The 18,474-nt window shown below is 41.3% G+C and carries 18 protein-coding genes; all 18 read right to left on the bottom strand.

Features of this window, described 5'->3' with window-relative positions; translation table 11 throughout:
- Nucleotides 1-18: 18 nt before the first annotated feature.
- Nucleotides 19-1,935 carry an Mbeg1-like protein gene (locus NST94_RS08265; protein WP_339281868.1) on the bottom strand — a complete coding sequence of 639 codons (1,917 nt, stop codon included), beginning with the start codon at nucleotides 1,933-1,935 and terminating at the stop codon, nucleotides 19-21.
- Nucleotides 1,935-2,765, bottom strand: a complete 831-nt coding sequence (locus NST94_RS08260) for a hypothetical protein (RefSeq protein ID WP_076281072.1) — start codon at nucleotides 2,763-2,765, stop codon at nucleotides 1,935-1,937. Before NST94_RS08260 ends, NST94_RS08265 begins: the two co-directional genes overlap by 1 nt.
- Nucleotides 2,766-2,805: 40 nt before the next feature.
- Nucleotides 2,806-3,945, bottom strand: coding sequence for an Mbeg1-like protein (locus NST94_RS08255; RefSeq protein WP_339190243.1), 1,140 nt, complete (start codon nucleotides 3,943-3,945; stop codon nucleotides 2,806-2,808).
- 85 nt (nucleotides 3,946-4,030) lie between these two features.
- Complete coding sequence (locus NST94_RS08250) at nucleotides 4,031-4,330, bottom strand: WXG100 family type VII secretion target (protein ID WP_036684485.1); 300 nt, start codon at nucleotides 4,328-4,330, stop codon at nucleotides 4,031-4,033.
- 46 nt (nucleotides 4,331-4,376) lie between these two features.
- Complete coding sequence (locus NST94_RS08245) at nucleotides 4,377-4,724, bottom strand: WXG100 family type VII secretion target (protein ID WP_076281074.1); 348 nt, start codon at nucleotides 4,722-4,724, stop codon at nucleotides 4,377-4,379.
- A gap of 16 nt (nucleotides 4,725-4,740) precedes the next feature.
- Nucleotides 4,741-8,625: a type VII secretion protein EssC gene (gene essC, locus NST94_RS08240; RefSeq protein ID WP_339281867.1), complete on the bottom strand. Its 3,885-nt coding sequence runs from the start codon at nucleotides 8,623-8,625 to the stop codon at nucleotides 4,741-4,743.
- 5 nt (nucleotides 8,626-8,630) lie between these two features.
- A complete protein-coding gene (locus tag NST94_RS08235) occupies nucleotides 8,631-9,458 on the bottom strand; it encodes a DUF5050 domain-containing protein (protein ID WP_280752665.1) in 828 nt (275 codons plus the stop codon).
- A gap of 14 nt (nucleotides 9,459-9,472) precedes the next feature.
- The gene (locus NST94_RS08230) at nucleotides 9,473-9,703 is read right to left on the bottom strand and encodes an EsaB/YukD family protein (RefSeq protein ID WP_175623546.1); all 231 of its coding nucleotides are present in this window, start codon (nucleotides 9,701-9,703) and stop codon (nucleotides 9,473-9,475) included.
- A gap of 17 nt (nucleotides 9,704-9,720) precedes the next feature.
- On the bottom strand, nucleotides 9,721-10,218 hold the full coding sequence (locus NST94_RS08225; RefSeq protein ID WP_280752664.1) for a hypothetical protein: 498 nt from the start codon (nucleotides 10,216-10,218) through the stop codon (nucleotides 9,721-9,723).
- 14 nt (nucleotides 10,219-10,232) lie between these two features.
- Complete coding sequence (locus NST94_RS08220) at nucleotides 10,233-10,715, bottom strand: hypothetical protein (protein ID WP_280752663.1); 483 nt, start codon at nucleotides 10,713-10,715, stop codon at nucleotides 10,233-10,235.
- Between the two features lie 17 nt (nucleotides 10,716-10,732).
- Nucleotides 10,733-10,927 carry a hypothetical protein gene (locus NST94_RS08215; RefSeq protein ID WP_076281079.1) on the bottom strand — a complete coding sequence of 65 codons (195 nt, stop codon included), beginning with the start codon at nucleotides 10,925-10,927 and terminating at the stop codon, nucleotides 10,733-10,735.
- A gap of 29 nt (nucleotides 10,928-10,956) precedes the next feature.
- The gene (locus NST94_RS08210) at nucleotides 10,957-11,838 is read right to left on the bottom strand and encodes a hypothetical protein (RefSeq protein ID WP_076281080.1); all 882 of its coding nucleotides are present in this window, start codon (nucleotides 11,836-11,838) and stop codon (nucleotides 10,957-10,959) included.
- Nucleotides 11,835-12,818 carry a hypothetical protein gene (locus NST94_RS08205; RefSeq protein ID WP_076281081.1) on the bottom strand — a complete coding sequence of 328 codons (984 nt, stop codon included), beginning with the start codon at nucleotides 12,816-12,818 and terminating at the stop codon, nucleotides 11,835-11,837. The genes NST94_RS08210 and NST94_RS08205 overlap by 4 nt, the downstream gene beginning before the upstream one ends.
- Nucleotides 12,796-14,268: an ATPase, T2SS/T4P/T4SS family gene (locus NST94_RS08200; RefSeq protein ID WP_076281082.1), complete on the bottom strand. Its 1,473-nt coding sequence runs from the start codon at nucleotides 14,266-14,268 to the stop codon at nucleotides 12,796-12,798. The genes NST94_RS08205 and NST94_RS08200 overlap by 23 nt, the downstream gene beginning before the upstream one ends.
- Nucleotides 14,269-14,281: 13 nt before the next feature.
- On the bottom strand, nucleotides 14,282-15,109 hold the full coding sequence (locus NST94_RS08195; protein WP_076301354.1) for a hypothetical protein: 828 nt from the start codon (nucleotides 15,107-15,109) through the stop codon (nucleotides 14,282-14,284).
- Nucleotides 15,088-15,969 carry a hypothetical protein gene (locus tag NST94_RS08190; RefSeq protein WP_076301355.1) on the bottom strand — a complete coding sequence of 294 codons (882 nt, stop codon included), beginning with the start codon at nucleotides 15,967-15,969 and terminating at the stop codon, nucleotides 15,088-15,090. Before NST94_RS08190 ends, NST94_RS08195 begins: the two co-directional genes overlap by 22 nt.
- Nucleotides 15,969-16,925 (bottom strand): AAA family ATPase, encoded by a 957-nt coding sequence (locus NST94_RS08185; RefSeq protein WP_339281866.1) that lies wholly within the window; start codon nucleotides 16,923-16,925, stop codon nucleotides 15,969-15,971. The genes NST94_RS08190 and NST94_RS08185 overlap by 1 nt, the downstream gene beginning before the upstream one ends.
- Before the next feature lie 627 nt (nucleotides 16,926-17,552).
- Nucleotides 17,553-18,452: a 5'-3' exonuclease H3TH domain-containing protein gene (locus tag NST94_RS08180; RefSeq protein WP_076126491.1), complete on the bottom strand. Its 900-nt coding sequence runs from the start codon at nucleotides 18,450-18,452 to the stop codon at nucleotides 17,553-17,555.
- Between the last annotated feature and the right edge of the window lie 22 nt (nucleotides 18,453-18,474).

The following is an 18,474-nucleotide window of genomic DNA, read 5'->3' as shown; positions in this document are numbered from 1 at the left end:
TTCTATTTCCTGATATAATTAGTTCAGGTGTATTGTGGTAGTACTTGCACGGGCAGCAGCAACAATTTTAGATTCAATCTCTCGATATTTTGTAACAGTGTATCTTAAACCTGCAGTTTTTCCGTTTATCGCTGTTGTTACACGATTTTTCTGCGTCCGGACTTCATTGCTTAAACGTTGAACTTCTCTTAATTGAGCTTGAACATAAGATTCACTGTAAGCCCTGCCCACGTTAGAACTTACTCCAGAAGCTATAGATAATATCCTCTCGACGACTTCAGCAATGCTCTCTTCCTTACGCACCAGACTTTTCTGCAGACTCTCCAGTTTATCCATATTCGCCAAGATCTTAGCTCCTTGAATGACACTAGCAGATGCAACTGCAATCTTCGTAATGGTTTTCGTTACGGTCGATTTAACATTGCTGATCGCTGAATCTTTAATCGTGCGTGCGCCAGCGATAAATTCTTCCTTTGTTTTCTTAATTTTAGATTTTACACTTTGGAATATATCCCCCATTTTCTTCATCGCTTTGTCTTTTACACTAATCCAATATTCCTTCTGAGCTTCAACATATTGAATGGCATTCTCTACAAAACGATTGAAGCCCTCTTTCATTTTCGTCATAAAATCAGAAACTGCGTGCTTTACCTTTTGTGAAAACTCCGCAATTTTATCACCGATCAAATTAGTCACTCGGACAGCTTCTGTCACCATATTCGTTACAAATTCAACACTTTGATTATAAAAGGAAACTACTCTCTCCTTGATATCCTCCACCCTTTGCTCAATCCAGGGAATCACACTGTCAATTACAAAACCAATCACATAAAGCGCAACCAGAGCTTTTATAGTGACAACGAGCGCAGCTAACGCTGCAGTAAGCGCCGCAGTAACAACTGCAACGGGCCCAACTGTCACCATTAAAAGTCCAACTACGGCTACTCCCGCAAACGCTAATGGCCGCAGATCTACTTCCCCATCCAATACTTTGAAAATCCCTTCGACCAATGCTTCCTTTAGGGGGCCCGGCACAATTTCCAGACCAACTGTAATATTATGCACTAGGTTAGGAACCAAAGCCCGAGTCTGTGACTCTGAACGTTGAAAGGACTCATTGTTCCCGTCGATCTTCAGTGAGAATAAGGAATGATGTGGCAGGACGGTATTCCTTTCAGATTCAGTATCAATGTAAATACCTGCCGATGGATTTTGAAATAGGGCCGGAACGATGTCATTTTTATTTCTGAACTCTTTAATTTTGTCATTCTCATTCAATTCGTCTATAGTGGCCCTGTGTTTATCAAGCAAGGTTCCATTAAATCCCGGTGCATTAAACGTTGATGCGGAAGTTAGTTGGTTCCGTAAATTCTCAGGTAATATAAAAGAGGAATATAGGGCTAGATTACCTCCTAGCGAGTGCCCAGTCAGAAACAATTCATAACCCGCATCTATTTTGAAATTATTCATATATTCTTTAGCTTCCGCCTGTTGTAAAGATTCAAGGGCATATGCAGTTGTTCCGTTGTTTTTCCAGTCATTATGGTAAAGCGGGTTATCCATTGGTTCACTACCCCGGAACGCCGCTACCTTTGCCCCGTTCTTGGTATCTACTGTAAATGCAACAAAACCTGATTCCTCTTTTTTATTATGAGAGACGATATTGGAGATTTCCCAATTCTGATAATCAGATATATTCATCTGCTCTATGAGATCATTCCACTGCTTGTATTCTTTGACTCCGTTAAGATCGTCAGGAAAGCGTTCTTTTAATTGTTGCTGACCTGCGGGAGAAGCGAAGAAGTTGAGAACTTCGCCGAGAGTGATTTTTTTATATAATGCATAAGTTTTTTCCAAATCCTTAATGTTGAGTATATCTAAATAAACAAGTTGCGAGATCTGCTTTAACTCTACCTCTGTAAGCGTATCGTCCATTACAATCCCCCTCTTTGTTCCATTCTTTTTATTCTGTCCTCTTTCCATATATCAAAGAATTCTCTAATCTTGTCTTGAGATTCTACAATCTTTCCATCAACTCCTAATTTGAATCCAGCCATTGTAACTATATTAATAATTCCTGTTTTTTTAGTTTCGTCACTAAAATATATGTCAACACTTTCCTCTGCCTTTTTGACCTCTTCTAATCGACCATAGGCCTCTGGAGTGAGGTATCCTATCCCTATCAGACTACTCACATATTTATTTTCTGCTAGTATTTTTGCAAAATCCATATATTTTCTCATTTCTGCCTCTTGGTCCATATCTCCATTACCATCAACATAGTTATCACTATTTAAATAGACTGAAATCACCAGCGTATTCGTTGGATATAACTTCAGAAATTGCTCGTAGGAAAGCTTTGTATCGTTATGCTTGGGGTAAACCAACCCCGTTTCGTTGGCAACGATAATTTTACTGTCAGGCCAAATGCTAGCAGCGATTGCTTGAATCATTGGTTCGTCTTTTTTTGCTACCACCTGGTTTAAATAGTTGTCATACACCTTTTCCAAATCCTTCGTGATTTCCACCCGTACATTAATCGTGTCATCCTTCTTAGGATGCACAGTCGCCTTCAATGTATTGTTGTTCATCGTTCCCCAACCGCCGCCTATGCCATCAAGGATGAATTCCTCGCCATACTTTTCCTGCAAGGAGCTCAAAATTTTCTTTTCACTTTTCTCCTCTCTAGAGCCACATCCCATAAAGCTGAACATTGATAATATCAACATCAGAGTCAACACCTTCCTTGTATAAATCTTTTTCATGCTGGCTTCACTCCTTTTTGATGGCGATTCCAGTTAGTAATCAGAATTCAAAATCCAGCTTCAATTCTGGAAATTTGAGCATTTGATTCATGGTTGTTTCAACCACCTTATCTAGATGTAATGTCATTTGGTTCGTTAGTTTCTCCATACGTTCCATGAGGGCATTTGTCAGTTTATTCAACCATTCCTCTACATGGTCCATCAGCTTATCCCCTACCGGACTGCAAATCAGTAGGATGGATAAGACAGCTTGCGTGATTTCATTAAGCTCTTCTGCTATTCCCGCTGCCTCTAGCATGGCTGCTTCAGATAGTTGTTCAAATTTCGCAGAGATGTCATCGAATAAGAAGGATTCCGGAATATTATTCATTTCGGTTCTCCACTCGCTGAACTTCGCATCCAACATTCGTTCATATTTGTGGGCAATTTCAATCAGTGCACCTCGCACTTTTCCTACATCCAACTGATCTATTAAGGTAAATATCACGTAACCCAAATGGTCCGATGCAGCTTCTGTTAGTCCGACGGTATCCCCAAATCCACTCATAACAGCATCAAAAACAGGCGTATGCTCTTCCGTTAGGATATTAATCTTGGATAGCAAAGCATAGGCATTCCCTTTTTCACCTATAATCACATTCCCCTCAGCGTCAAAGGTATAGCGCTGCCAAAGCGAATCAGGAATTAGAAATTCCGTTTCTTCTATACCCGATTTAGCAAATACAATCTCTTCGTTGTGTTTGCCTAACGCGGATACAAGACTGTTATAAGCCACAATATTTTTAACCTGAAGCTTTCCCTTTTGCTCCACAGTCAGAATGTTTGCTATACCTGGTGCGTCGAATACCACACCACCAATCCCCTCATTAACCGTTGCTGCATAAAGAGCTAAGGCACCGCCCATGGAATAACCAGTAACCTGGCAATCCTTCTCCCCTTTGTTTTTTAATAAAAATCTTGATGCTTCCTCCGGCATGCTGCTCTGACCGCTTAACAGAGACTGCAGATCCGCAAGCCAATCTTTTCCTTTATATGTAAAGATAATTAATCTATCATCATGCTCATCTCTATAGGCATAGGCTGCTGCACCAGCAAAAGCCAGACTATCCGTCAGTTCGAGACCGTCTGCTGCTTCTACAACTGATGCCAGTGTTATGTATTGTTGTTCGGTCAGCTTCACTTACAGATCCCCCCAAATAAATTCACATTAAAATCATACTAACAAGGCAGATGGCTCAAAATCTGCCTTGTTATGTATGCCAGCATTATTTTCCACGCAGTTTACTTGCCATTTCTTGCTCGGCTTGTTGCTTGATGTTAGCAATTTGCGTTAGGTTCTTACTGATATTCTCTACACAGAGAACCATTTCCTTAAAACTAGGCATAAGTCCATCGAATTGTTGTATAAAAGCTGTTTGTGATTCTCCTTGCCACCAACCGCTAACGGCATGAATTTCAGATTGCAATTGTTTGATAAGAGTATCTGCATTATTTGCTTTGGTTTTAATAGACTTAGCTACACCTAGTGCCTGATCCGGATTAAATGTAAGATTGTTTCCCGCCACATTATTCACCTCCTTTCAAAGCATTTATATCTCAACAACCCTGTCATTACTTCTGGCTTTGCTTTTGTTTTTCTAATTGCTTTTGTTTCAGTGCCTCTTGCGCCGCCTTCTCTGCTAGTCTTCGCTTTTCTTCTCTTTCCTGTTCAGCACGGATCACTTCTGAAGCCACTCTTTGGACCCCACTTTCGAGCCTACCCAGCATTGTGAGCAGGGTCTTCATTTCGCTATCCAGCTCGTTGTATTCACTTTGAAATGCCTTAGAAGCCGTACCGGTCCAATAGCTGGCCGATTGTGTATAATCGCTTTGCAGTTTTTTTGAAGTACTGTTTACTTCATTAGTTAGACTATGGATCTGTGAAGCGTTTCCCCTGATTTCTGATGGACTAACTGACACTAGTTACACCTCCATCCTAAACTCCTACTCCCGCATTAACTCGATTCTCCTTACTCCATACGGCACATCTTAATCCGGTATATTTATTCTTTACAATGAGATAGCCATCACCTTGCTCCCCTTCTTTCTCCTGGGTTCCGTAAGGTAAAGAAACATTGTAAAGATTTTGTTCTTTCATTCTTCCTAGCAAAATCCCGGTCTGTTCTTCTCGGATAGTCTTGCCCAAGGAATCCCAATTAGAGGTAAGATCACTTGTGTTATCTGCCGCTAGAACAGCTACCTTCATACCGCGTTCTTGCTTCACAATTCGTTCAATCAGCTCATGCAGCATGTACTTGTCTCCGCTCGTAAATTCACTTAGACGATCAATAACGAAGATGATCTGCTTCCACTGTTTCATCAGAGCGCCAACGTCACCACCGGACATTCTGCATGAGAGAAGCTCACTGCGTCTAGTTTCCAATTGTTCTTTGATCCCATCAATGAAATTGTCCAAATCATCCACGTTCGATAAATCCGTTACGTAAGACTGTTGTATCAGTTCATAAATGCCCATAGCAGATGAATCCAGCGCATATACCTCTATATCCTGCTTTTCGCTCATCAGCTTCATCCACGATACAAGTAAAGTGCTCTTTCCTGACATAGCCTCTCCAGCTATCATCAGCACTGGTGTTGCAACAAGGTCTATAAACACAGGCTGTAAATCATTGTTGCCCAAGCCTATGGCCAGTTGCTCTGTATTATTATTGAGCTGCCGCAGATCAATCGTAGAAGGCATCACCGGAATTGGTGCGGCTCCACTTAGATTCAAAGCCTCCATTCTCTTCAAGATGAGCTCGGTAGCGGAATGTTGATATTCAGGAAGCGAAGTCTGAAATTCCAAAGGCGGCTTGCCTCTTACCAATCCTCTGCCTGCAACCTTTGCGGGTTCCAAGCCTTCCGTTCGTCCTACAATACCATCATATTCACTCTTCTCAGTCATCTGGAAGCTGATCGCCATTTTGAAGTTAACCGAAAATTTATATCTGACCAAAGCACTATTGGTTGCTGTAGCGACCATATAAATACCGTATTTAAAACCTTCACGAGCCAGCAGCACCATTTGAGCGTCAAAATCTTCGTAGGTCTCCGATAAAGCAAAGTAGTTGTCGACTATGACTATAAATGCGGGCAGTTTTCGTCCACTTCTACGGTAATCATTGAACCCTTCACTTCCATTATTTTGAAACAGCGTTCTTCGATCCTCCATAACCCTGAACATAAAGCGCATAAATTGGTCAATTTTATCTTCTTGTTCCAGTGTCATTACCCCACCGACATGAGGAAGCTTCTCCATAGCTTTAAGTGAGCTTCCGCCAAAATCCATAATATAGATATTGACGTCATCCGGCGGATACATCAGAGCCAGCGATAAACATAACGTTTTGAGGAACACAGTTTTACCTGTACCCGGCGTTCCATAGACAAACAGATTCCCCTCAGATGCAAAATCTATCTCCAGCGCTTCCTGTCTCTGTCCTCTTGGATCATCCATGAGCCCCACTGGCACACTGAGCAGTTTCTGCTGCTGCGGCCATCTACCTTCTGCTAAGCTATTCGGCAGCAATAAATCGAGGTAGACTACATCAGGCAGTGGCGGTAGCCAAGGCCCCTTCATTGGAGAAATCCCATATTGCTTGGCGGTTTCTGTAATGTATTCAACCATGGCATGGAGCTGGGAAGCGGACTCATTTTTGGAGATTTTCTCTTCTTCAAGCGGAAAGATCTGCTCGCTTCTACCATTCAGAGCTACCTTATAGATTCGTTTGGGCTTGTTCTCCTGTTTCTGTAGTTCGCCTTTCGGATCATAATCAGCACCAGAATACGCAGATTGGAACAACTCAAAGATCTCATCATTTCCGACCTGTATATACGCCCGTCCCGGTTCCTTAATCATGGCCGCATCAGGACGTTTAATAACATCCCTACTGTCAGCCTCATCCTGCACTTTAAGACATATTTTAAATTTCGAGTTACTCCATATCTGGTCATCCACTACGCCGGCAGGCTTCTGGGTGGCAAGGATCAAATGGACGCCAAGGCTTCGACCTACCCGGGCCGTACTTACAAGCTCTTTCATGAAATCCGGTTGATCCTGCTTAAGCTCCGCGAACTCATCCGCAATCATAATCAGATGGGGAATAGCTGGCATGTCACCTTTTACATCTTTGCTATAAAATAATTTCTGGTATTTATCAATATTGTTCACGCCATATTCCGAGAAGACACGTTGCCGCCGCATGAGCTCACTTTTGATAGACAATAGTGCTCTCGTCGTTTGATTTCCATCCAAATTCGTAATGGTACCGACCAGATGAGGCATTCCTTTAAATACATCTGCCATGCCTCCCCCTTTGTAATCGATGAGAACAAAAGCAATATCATGGGGATGGTAATGAATGGCTTGGGATACGATGATACTTTGCAGTAACTCACTTTTGCCAGAACCTGTTGTTCCGGCTACAAGACCATGGGGCCCAAACCCCGTCTCATGCATATCTAAAAATAAAGCTTCTCCGCCAGCTCTCACCCCTATAGGTACGCTCATACCCATATAGGTTTTGTTGCGGGTCCAGTTCAGAATTACATTTACTTCAGACACCTTTTCGTTCTGTAGCATTTCCATCAGCGTGATGGAGGATGGAAGCGAGAAACTAGCACTTGAATTTTTAATACGAAGCGGTGCGAGCTTTCTCGCGACTAGATCTAAATCATTTATGTCTGCCTGGTCTGGAGTAAACACGATCTTCTCTCCGGTTAATCGATTGGCCATTTCACCACTTTTTCCGTTTAAATGAATAACCGTTTTACAGTTCATGGGCAGATAAGCGGAATTCTTGGCGATAAAAAGGGTTGATACTCCAAGCTTTACACTGCCGTTGTACAAATATTTACTGATTAGCTCATTCTCAAGCAAGGAAGCGTCCTCTACAATAAAGAGATAATGGGGCAATACACCACCGCTCAAAGACCTCATCTCCCGTTCCTTCAAAGAGCCATAAATCTCGGACAAGGTCTGATGGGCAATGGCTTTACCACATAAAAGAAATCTGATATTAAACCCGTCATCCCATAGATGGGGTACAAATTTCAGCCAATCCCATTTCTCCAATTCATCCTCTGCGGCAAGAACAATAACCCTGACATCGTCATAACCATGATGAGTCACAAGCTGTAGCAGCATCAGCTTTATTAGCACAGCTGTTTTATCGCTTTCACCGGCAATCCCGCATATTTCGGAAGTCACCAGATTAACCGTTATGGGAACATTCGAGACCTTCTCGAATTCCATGGCCAATCTCTGCGGCTCCATCAACAGCGGGTCCGTTTCAAGGATGATCGCCTGTTTGGTGTATTTGATGTGCAGTTCCAGCGGTACACTTCCCACCCCGATCCGCAGAGCCAGAAAATCATTATGTGAAGGCGTTTTTTCCCATAGCTTGTTATCCCTGCGCAGGATTCGTTGCACACATTCCGCAGGTTCCGGGCTCATTTCATTCATGGCTTTTACCTGTTGTTCGCGAGCTATCGACAATTCGCTGCGGACATCGGTTATAAATTGAAGATATTTTTCTTCCCGTTCCTTCTTCTTTAGCTTATATTTCCGAATCTGAGAAGTTGCTCCTGTCAATGACCCAATCAGTGTCATTACTGTAGTCGCAACTGAGATCAGTAAATAGATAGACTGTGAAGTCATTGCGATTAATACGGTAATAATCAACATTACGATAGGTGGAAGCAATATTCCGAACCAAGAGATTTCTGGTTTCTCGTTAATCATAGGTGGATTAGGAACATCAATTTCTCCCCGGGGCATATCCGGTAGGAAACGGGGCTGACGACTGAATTCATAGCTCATTAGATCTACCTTCCTATAAAGGTTATTGTCTCCGCCTCTCCACCAAATAGAGAGATTCGATGCCATTCACGACCACTGCAAAAATAAAGATCATTGTCCAGAACATGTAAATAGTCCGCGCTTTCCCCAGATATTCGAATACTCCCTCCATGCAATGGATCCACTCGATATATACTGTTGTCATTTAATCGGTTAGCACAATAAATATATTTGTCATCCGAGCTCATACTAAGGGCATCTATATTGTCTACCACAGTTACCGTATCACGCTCCACATCAAGCAGCGTCAAGCGGTGTCCATTCCCGGCATCTGGAAAACACAGTTTACTTCCTATTCGGATCAGTAAACTTGTAACCATTTCACTAATCCTTTCACTAGCCTCACCGGATTCTATGCTCCTCTTAATCCCATTTGGTGTAGCATAGTAGATTTGTCCTTCATACAAGAGAAAACTCTCCACATGCTCATCAATCAGCTTTATATCACGTTTACCACTAGTAGCACAGCGATACAATCGATGGTCCTCCTCGTGAATATAGTAGATCCAATCTCCATGTCGCTGAAGCTGATAACAAGGTTTGTCTAACAATACTTCTGTATGTCGCTTTACAATATCAAGCTTACAGAGCACATTCCCCTTTAACTGATCACTGTAATAAAGGAAATTTCCAGCCTCATTCATGAACCAGAACAAACCCTCATAATGAATAGGCACTGCTTGATCATTCGCTCTATCTAAAGAATAGGTTCCTGAATAATTTTTAATATCCGTAATAAAAAGAGATTCATCAGCCTTTAGGATTAATCCGCCACTTTGCAGGTTGCTATTCATTTCATTGCCCCTTCTCAGATAAGTGTGAGCAGTGCGCCTTGGGCTACACCTTCTTGATCCAAGGTTTTACTATTACTTAATATTCTGCCTAATGGCTCAGCCTGAAGCTTGGCCCCGCTTCTCTCCTTTAAGCTCAAGGACTCCATTAACATGTCTAACAGTTCTTCTATAGTCACAAACACCGGAACTTTTAGGTCCATTCTTAGAGCTGTATCCGTTTGAAAAGTAACCATTATATAATCCATTCCGATTATTCCTTTCATCAATTCTTAACGGAGAGAATATATTTCCTCTCGCTAATTAACTGATAATCTACTTCTTTGTCTGCTTCTTCAGCGAGCTTTAAGTATCTGGTTTTAAATTTGTATGTTGCCTGTGCTTTCACATTAACTTCTGATACTCTTTGACTGGTTTGGGCATTCTCAATGTTAGAAAAATCTAAACTTACCGTAAAATCATTGTATCTATCATCATTGGATGTAAATGTAAGCACGTTGCCATCATCGGTCTGTTCCGATACATTTAGAGCGCTTTCGAACGCATCTGAAAAGTATTCTTTGAACCTCTCCTCGTTAATCACCGCATCCAGTCCACGTAGCAGTTCATACTCCAAACTCCGATCCTTAGCTGCGCGGCAAGCATTTGAGATCGCAGTGCTCAGCACTACCTTCTCTCTAAATACAATGCCCATCTCCACCAAAGGCTCCACAACAATTGACACTAGAATAATCAACAATACTCCTACTGCAATATTTTTCACCAAAAGTCATCCTATCAATCTATATAGTAGTCCAGATCCTTATAATGTTTCAGGCCTGTCGTTGACATGGAGAAGTGGACCGGAATTTCATGCTCCAGCTTCTTTCCCCATAAAGTGATAGAGAAAGGATACACAGCTTTAATCTCAACCGTTAGTGGTTCGCCTCTTTGCCGATAAGGTTTATTCCATTCGTTCCCTTCATCGTAATATGAGGTTTCATCATCATTACCAATCGCATTATCATGATCTGCATTAGTGACCGTAATGACAATATCATCGGCTTTATCTCGGTAAATAGGGCGCTCCTGTAATCTCTCCATAGCATCCTCATAATACGATTCCTTCAAGTAGTTATCACCAGCTACAATCTGCGAAACACTATACGTCTCTGTGACTAGCGTTAAATACCATGGGAAAAAGAAAGCCAAATTCACAAACAGCAGAATCGTAACCGAAGTCAGTATGGTAAGTAATACTGCCTTTGCTATCCCTTGCATTGTATTTTCACCCCAAATTAGCTAACCATCTTTTTGATCAAATCATCGAATAAAAATGTCCAGATATCATCAACCCATCCTGCCAGTACTCCGCCCTTTAAATAAGTGACTACCACACCAATTAATATAATAACGCCGACCGTAATCGCGATTTGCTTGATGCCTACTTCCCCTTTTTCCTCCACTAGCAATTCCTTTAGATCTGTCTTCATTCGTGTATCCCCCTATAAATAAAATTGGCTTATTGAAACATCTTCATCGAACTCAGAATGGTAAATAAATAGTACATAACGATATAAATGGCCAACACTATAATAAGTAGAAATTGGATTCTTGCACTGCTGCGCTGCCTGCTCTCCAGTTCTTCTTCCAAAGCCCTGATTCTGAAGCCATCTAATTCATTCTTGAGATATGCCATCTGAGACACATTATCGTATCCTTTAAGCCTAGTCTCCATAATGTCGCAGAACTTGATCACATAATGCATTGGAATCCGTTTCTTCAGCTGCTTAAAAGCGAATTCTTCTCCGTAATCAATATTATCCAGCATCACACCAAGCTCCTCGGCTATATCAGGATTTGCACTGGGAATGTAATCCTTAAGCACATCCGAGAAATGTATGTTGACCGACTTTATATACTGGTAATAGACCATACTATAAAAGGCTGGGAAATCCAGGGATATATTTTTGTTCTTCTTATCGATAATCTTCTCCAACTCGACCACCGGATAGAGCCAGCCCAGCATGATGAAGATGGCAGAGATACAGCCAAGCAGGATGTTCACCTTCCATAGCAACAACATAATCACAATAGCACTTAGCGAGTACATGAATTGCTCGGTCCGTATTTCCTCTGGAGTCTTTTGTAGATCAAGTCGGTCAATGATTTTCTTGAATCTTAACCTTTCAGCACTTCCCAATAACCCTTTAACATATTTCATTGCAATTCTTCGTTTATATTGGTTGAACTTCTCTTTTAACGCCGCATTTTTACGCTGCTTGATATATTGACGTGCACGTTTTTTCTGTTTTCTGCTCACAGGTTTAAAGAAGGGGTATAACAATATCTTGATCAAATAAAGGATGGAGAGCATGGCAATCAGCTTAACTAGGAATATCATTTGCGCTCACCACCCATGCCGACGTTCCCTTGGAGTACCTGGCTGCGTGCAAAGCTTAAACAAATGACACTAATCAATATCGTGTTGATCAATTTCCCAACATTACTTACAAGCATAAATTCTCTAAAATCCTTTACAGTTAATGCGTACAAGAAAAAAAGCACAATGATTCCGGTTTTAAACATAAAATCTCGATTCATCTTTCTAAAAATCCGTTCCTTTTTAGAGTTAATCTCGCGCAGCACGGCATTTTCATCTACAATATCGAGGAAAATGTCTGCCATACCTTTTCTTTCGTTATATTCGAAAACCACTGCTTTTTTTGTGAAATTATCAAATTTAGGACCAAGCTGTCTATTTAACAGCGTAATAGCTTGCTTAAAGGAATAGCCGTTGTTATCACAATTATCTATAAACTGCTGGAAATAGGGCCTAAGGTTAGGACTGATATATTCATCGCTCTCCATCACCTTTTTAATGGCTACTAGTACACCTTCACGGGCTAACGGACAAATTACATCTTCGGCATCCATTATATTTTCCAGCCGTTCTGCTTGGATGGCTCTAGACTGCATCACGAAAAAAGTAAACAAGCCTACAAAGATTGAAATCGTGATCACAAGCGAAAGCGTAATGCTATTCATAAGCAGAACCACTAGCAGAGCTATAATAGCAAAACAAATGCAAAGCATTGAGGTGAAGCTCTCCAGTGTAAAAGGCATATTAAAATCTAAAATTAGACCCTCTACCATTCGATTGTATTTCGCATAAATATTTTCCTTCTGCCTGACAATTCGTTCCTTCTTGATCCGGTCGACATAACGCTTTGTGTTATACTTGCCAAGGTACTCTGCGAGGGTATCCATAACGTCGAGAACATATCTTACAGACCCCTGAAAAAACTTGACCTCAAAGATGGCGTTAAATAGTACAAATGCAGCCGTACCAAGAAGTAGACTAATGATTAAAGTTGTATTCATCGAATTCGTACACCTCTGTTTCGCCCTCCAGCGGATCCTTGGTAAAGAACTCAAACCTGCTTCTCTTAATTCCGGCCTTGAGCATTAGCTGCTGTATATTCTCCGAGATCTTTCCTACACGTAAATGTCTGCCAACAATTTTGATCATCTTCTTGCCTTCAATCATCTCTTCAATAACATCATCACAATCAAATCTATAGATTTGATTAATCAGTGGATTCAAGCCATCTGAGCCCAAAATCTCTGAAATTGAAGTCACTTTACGCGTACCATCTGCCAGTTTCTCTTGAAAGATTACAAATTTTACAGCACTGCAGATATTTCGTAGAGCAAGTTCCGCTGGCTCATTAGAGGCCATTAGATAGGCCGTTAGAAATCTGAAGATCGCTTCCTTATCCCCCTCTGCATGAAGTGTGGAAAAGAAATAGTGTCCCGTCTGTGCTGCTCGGAGCGCTGTGGCGAATTCACCGGGTGTTCGAAGCTCCCCTGGTCCAATCCAGTGAGGTGATTGTCTCATCGCATTAATAAGCAAATTTTCCATAGTCGCTGGGCTTGAGTCATCATCATCAGGGACCGACTCGTATTGCAACACATCATTCAGCACTCTACCGTGTTCGCTGTTATCTTCTCTTTGAATCAATCTCATCTCCGAAGGATTTTCAATGGTAATGATCCTTGATAGAGGATTGATCTCCTTCACAAGAATTTCATTTAGCGTTGTCTTTCCGCTTCCTGTCGGTCCCACTGTAATCCAGGATAAGTCTGATTTCGGGATCAAAGACAATAATTTATACATGTTTGAGGAGAAGGATTTATTCTCAATAAGCATTTTCGGAACAATACTCTTCTTGCTGAACTTTCGGATCACAAACGCTGGTTGGTCATACGGTGAGATCTCAGCATGAGTGGCATTCACACGATACCCCTCAATCGTTCTGGCATTTACCATGGGTATCTTTGGAATCAGCCGAACCTTGGAGATACCTATAAGCTTGGCGATAATCCGTTCCATATGATCACGATCTGTAAAATGTTGATCCCACTGCAGGCTTCTTCCGCCGCTTTCCACAAAGATTTGATCAGGTCCGTTGGCTCTGATTTCATCTATACTAGGGTCCTCCATAGCCTTGGTAATAGGACCATAGTGAGTGATTTCATTGGTGAGTGCGTTTTTCAATTCTGCTAGGTCATAAAATCCCTCGACAGAAGGTTTCTGTGCATCTACAAATTCATTTATGTATGCCTTCGTCATTTCACGTTTTCGAGCAGGGTCGCTTTCTCGCCTATAGGCATGTGTCGTTATTTTCGTAATATATTTTTGGCATAACTCCAAAGCCTCATCAAAGCTTATGGTCGTATATTTACTAGCCAGATCCTCCATGTTCTCCTTCGGCCCTACCTGATGCAGTACTTTTTGCTGCATATCGCTAATTTTCGCACGTGTCAGCAAATCGCTCTCCCCTTTACTGATCCGCCAACCGATCGGCCAGTTTTTGGATCTCTTTTTTGAAATATTTATTGATTAGGGGGTTATCTTTTATGTACAGCCTGCCCTCATGTGCACGAACTACGGCATCCTTCACAAGTGGCAGTACAGAAACTATGTTAAAACCCATATCCTTCATAACCTTATAATCAAATTCAACATGCTGAATATTCATCATCACCACACTGGTGAACTTAGCCGTACTTATCCCCACCGATTTAGCATAGTCCAGCAGCTTCACCATATTTATTGTAGCTTCCATCCTCTCTGTTGCCGTAAAGAATCCTATGTGACAATACTTCATGGCACCCAGACAAAATTCCAATGGAGGGTTGTTGGGAATGTCGATCAGCACGATATCAAACATCTGCTTAAGTGTAGTAATTACACGCTCTAAATTTCCAAACTCAAAATCAAAATACTCCTCCATTAGATCCTGTGGACTAGCTGATAACAGGAACAGCTTCTCGTATTTGGTCCGCTGTAATTCATCTCTGAAATCTACCTTGTCGCTTTTCAACACCTTAATTAATCCTTGCCCCTTCTTATGTGCAGGGACATCTAGAAATTGATATAAGTTTGGATAAAACACCTTAAGGTCAACCACACAAGTATTTAGACCCTTTTGAGATAACAAATATCCTAAGTTGCTTATGAGCATGGCATTATCTACACCATCACAAGCAGGTATAAAACCTACTACACTATAAATCAGATTATTCTCTTGAAGTTCGGCACCGACGAGATCCTTAGATGATATTTTCTGAAAAATGCTGTCGATTCCTAATCCTCTTTTCCGATCCACGATTCCACCTCTTTCTCCAAAGTGGGCAATTGGTCAATGATGACATCACTACTTTTTCTGCTCAGTATGGTAATCAGAAATGAATTTCCATTAAGTCCTTTGTATTTGGCATAGTTGTTAATTTGTGCACTCGTCCCCTCGAGAAGTAATGCTTTAGGTTGAATGTTCTTTAAGAAATCCTTACTCTTCATAACATTTTGTTTCTTATCCTCATCCAGTTTCTGCACTTCTTTATATACTTCGTAGATGGAATGACTACTTGCGTTGAGCATATCCTTCACAACAATGCTTTCAAACAATACTTCAGTTTTTTTGATCGTATTCGTGGACTCGGAATAAATAGCGTTTGGATTGCCACCCGCGGTATCCTTCTCCTCTACCTCATAGGAAACACGGATACGAACACGGTCTCCTGGCATTAGAATATCTCCACCAACCTCCAGAAAATTATAAGGAAGCGTCAAGACCTCATTTTCCTCATTCACTTGATACAGCCATTCATTTTTTTGCGGTTTTTCATCCAGTAACTGATCTTTGTAGAGCACGCTGTTTTCTCGAAGATAATATGCGGACAGTTTATCCTTCACCGAATCTATATCTTCAGACAACACCATGTCCTCCGTGTATTCTTTTTTGATAATATTGTATTTCTCAATCATAGGTTCCGTAATGACTACGTAAGCCGGAATACCATCACTCTGCTTCACCCGCAACACCTCTACCACATCGCTGGCATCTTTGCTGGCTTTCGTAATGAACATATATGAAACCACGATGATCAATAGACTAAAGAGCAATGCTGCAACCCGCTTGAACATTTGCTTATTGGGTGTCGCGTTTTTAAGCCCGCTTAAATCCATTAACTACTCCCCTCCAGTAATCTAAGAAGTATATTTCCATATGCCCGCTCATGGTCTTTGTTTGAATATACAAGCGGCACATCGGTTTCAATCTGAGTATCAAAGTCCGTGTCATAAGAGACATGACCTGCCACTTTCATTCCGTATGTAAAGCTTTCTAAAAGACCGGATGTAGCAATTGCACTTACCTTATCTGGTACGAAAATTTCACCTTGAAATCTGGAACGGTCATTATATTTGGTGACAATTACTTTTGATTTAGCATTCAAATAGGCCGTATTTTCCTTATTCAGTGTCTCTTCCACATTCCTCAGAGTGCTTAAAACAGCATATAGATTATTGGGAATACAGAGGCCAAAGCTGTCGATATGGATTAATGCTTCTCGAAATCTGTCTAATAAGTTCAGTGGTAGATCCAATAGGATCAAATTAAATTTGTTTCGGAGTAAGGACAACAGACCGACAAGTTTAGAGCTGGTGTAAAATTGCTCGATTAACTTGGGGTCGGAAAAGCTGTAACCCAGTCCAGCCAGCCATAGATTTTCTTTCAAATGAAAAGCCGTAGTCAAACAATCCTGAGGTCTTGCTAACGTTCGGATGAGAGATGCATTTATATCTTCATCCCGCTTGGTTCGTTCATGAAAGCTGCTAAAATACATATTCGTACTTCGATATTCGATGTCCATATCCACGATTATTACATTCAGACCCCGTTTACTCGCTTCACTTGCAACATTGATAGTTGTGCTAGTAATTCCGCATCCACTATGGCCGGTTATCGCTACAATACGACTAATCCCTCGGCTAATCTTATCAAGCTCCCTAGTAAGGGTATCTGTAGCCTGTAATTCAGTTGGGGCTTTCAGTTTCGGTTTAAAGCGATCCAGAAACGACCCTTTTCTGTCTATACTCTTTTGATTGCTCTTATCGTCGTGAAGTCTGGAATGTTGTTTCAATTGAGGTTTGGTATCGGATAAATGCTCAAGAGCTTCCTGAAATAGTACTGGTGTAATGCGTATGTATTCGTAATTCTTAATTTGGAGATTCGGATATCTATAGCTGAGATTCTCCCATTCTTTATCTTTCCTTATGTGCCTGGTGAGGATTAAAATCTTTACATTTGACTTTTGATTATATAAGAGCCAATTGATTAGGTTATTTAAATCACTCCTGTTCTGTTCCATCCTCAGAGATAATGCATCATCTGTTATTAATATGCTGTCTATAGAAGGATTGATGTTTTGCAAAAACTCCAAAATACCTCCAAGGACTAATTCAGACTCGTTCACTACGTCTATGGTCCGCCTGCAATAATTACCTACTATCTTCTGGAACTTGTGCGTGACCAAAAGTATCTTCATCTCATCATCACCTACTATGGAAAATAATCCCTATGTATTTCCTTTGAAATTTCATTAAACCAATATCCATGATTAGAAACCTTAATTTGTAATTAAGTCAAAAAAAGACATATATTGATAAATTTCCACATGAATTCGACAACAAAAAAAGCAGATCAAGGAAAGTAACCTTGACCTGCCATTATGTTTATTCACCTTTTCATCAGAAGAGAACCACTCTCCTTAACCCAGATCACCTAACTCAATCTGTACAATTCCCCGTTCGTCCTGCACCTCAGCGATCAAATGCATCAGGCTGCCAAATTCCAGTTCTTGAAATTTACGCGCGGCTGTTTCCCGTTGTAATTGCCATAAAGCTTCCGCCAGCTCACAGACCACAGGCACATCACAACGGATTTCAGCCAGCTCTCTTGATAGATGCAGCATATCAAGGTCGGCTTCAATTTTGGACCGTACACCTTTAGGGAGCAAGTGAAGATTCTCAATTACACCTTCAACTGTACCGTATTCCGTTAACAGCTTCAGCGCGGTTTTCTCACCAATCCCTTTTACACCAGGGTAATTATCACTTGTATCGCCCATAAAGCCCTTCAGGTCAATAACCTGTCTAGGGGTTAGACCTTTATCCTCAAGCAATTCTGCAAGGTCATAAACTTTATAGTTGGAGCGTCCTTTTTTCATAATGACGACCTTAACATTCTCATCAATAAGCTGCAGCATATCATGGTCACCCGTCAGAATGTAAACCTCAGAATTATCGCTGTAACAGGATGCTAGCGTACCAATGCAATCATCTGCTTCATAGCCGGCAAGACCGATGTTTGGCACACCTAGCTCAGCCACTACTTCTTTTACTAGATCAAATTGCGGAATTAATTCCAGCGGAGCTTCGATCCGGTTGGATTTGTATCCATCATATTTCTCGGTACGGAACGTTCCTTTACCCATATCCCAGCAGCATACGACATGAGAAGGCTCAAACGTACTTACTGCATCAAAAAAATACTGCAAAAATCCATATACCGCATTCGTCGGTAAACCTTCTTTTGTCTTGCGAATATATCCTCCATAAGAGGTCGCATAAAAGGCCCGGAACAGCAGAGCCATTCCATCTACAAGCATTACCCGGCCCGTTGTATCTGTT

Origin of the sequence: Paenibacillus sp. FSL H8-0282 (genome assembly GCF_037963825.1) — a bacterium.
Classification (GTDB): Bacteria; Bacillota; Bacilli; order Paenibacillales; family Paenibacillaceae; genus Paenibacillus_AQ; species Paenibacillus_AQ odorifer.
Note: the sequence above shows the minus strand (reverse complement) of the source record. Positions and strands in the feature narration are given on the sequence as shown.

Excerpts from the sequence above, each read along its gene's own strand:
- NST94_RS08265 (WP_339281868.1), bottom strand. The coding sequence starts at position 1,935 with ATGGACGATACGCTTACAGAGGTAGAGTTAAAGCAGATCTCGCAACTT.
- NST94_RS08260 (WP_076281072.1), bottom strand. The coding sequence starts at position 2,765 with ATGAAAAAGATTTATACAAGGAAGGTGTTGACTCTGATGTTGATATTA.
- essC (WP_339281867.1), bottom strand. The coding sequence starts at position 8,625 with ATGAGCTATGAATTCAGTCGTCAGCCCCGTTTCCTACCGGATATGCCC.
- NST94_RS08235 (WP_280752665.1), bottom strand. The coding sequence starts at position 9,458 with ATGAATAGCAACCTGCAAAGTGGCGGATTAATCCTAAAGGCTGATGAA.
- NST94_RS08230 (WP_175623546.1), bottom strand. The coding sequence starts at position 9,703 with ATGGATTATATAATGGTTACTTTTCAAACGGATACAGCTCTAAGAATG.
- NST94_RS08220 (WP_280752663.1), bottom strand. The coding sequence starts at position 10,715 with ATGCAAGGGATAGCAAAGGCAGTATTACTTACCATACTGACTTCGGTT.
- NST94_RS08215 (WP_076281079.1), bottom strand. The coding sequence starts at position 10,927 with ATGAAGACAGATCTAAAGGAATTGCTAGTGGAGGAAAAAGGGGAAGTA.
- NST94_RS08210 (WP_076281080.1), bottom strand. The coding sequence starts at position 11,838 with ATGATATTCCTAGTTAAGCTGATTGCCATGCTCTCCATCCTTTATTTG.
- NST94_RS08205 (WP_076281081.1), bottom strand. The coding sequence starts at position 12,818 with ATGAATACAACTTTAATCATTAGTCTACTTCTTGGTACGGCTGCATTT.
- NST94_RS08190 (WP_076301355.1), bottom strand. The coding sequence starts at position 15,969 with ATGGATTTAAGCGGGCTTAAAAACGCGACACCCAATAAGCAAATGTTC.
- NST94_RS08180 (WP_076126491.1), bottom strand. The coding sequence starts at position 18,452 with ATGCTTGTAGATGGAATGGCTCTGCTGTTCCGGGCCTTTTATGCGACC.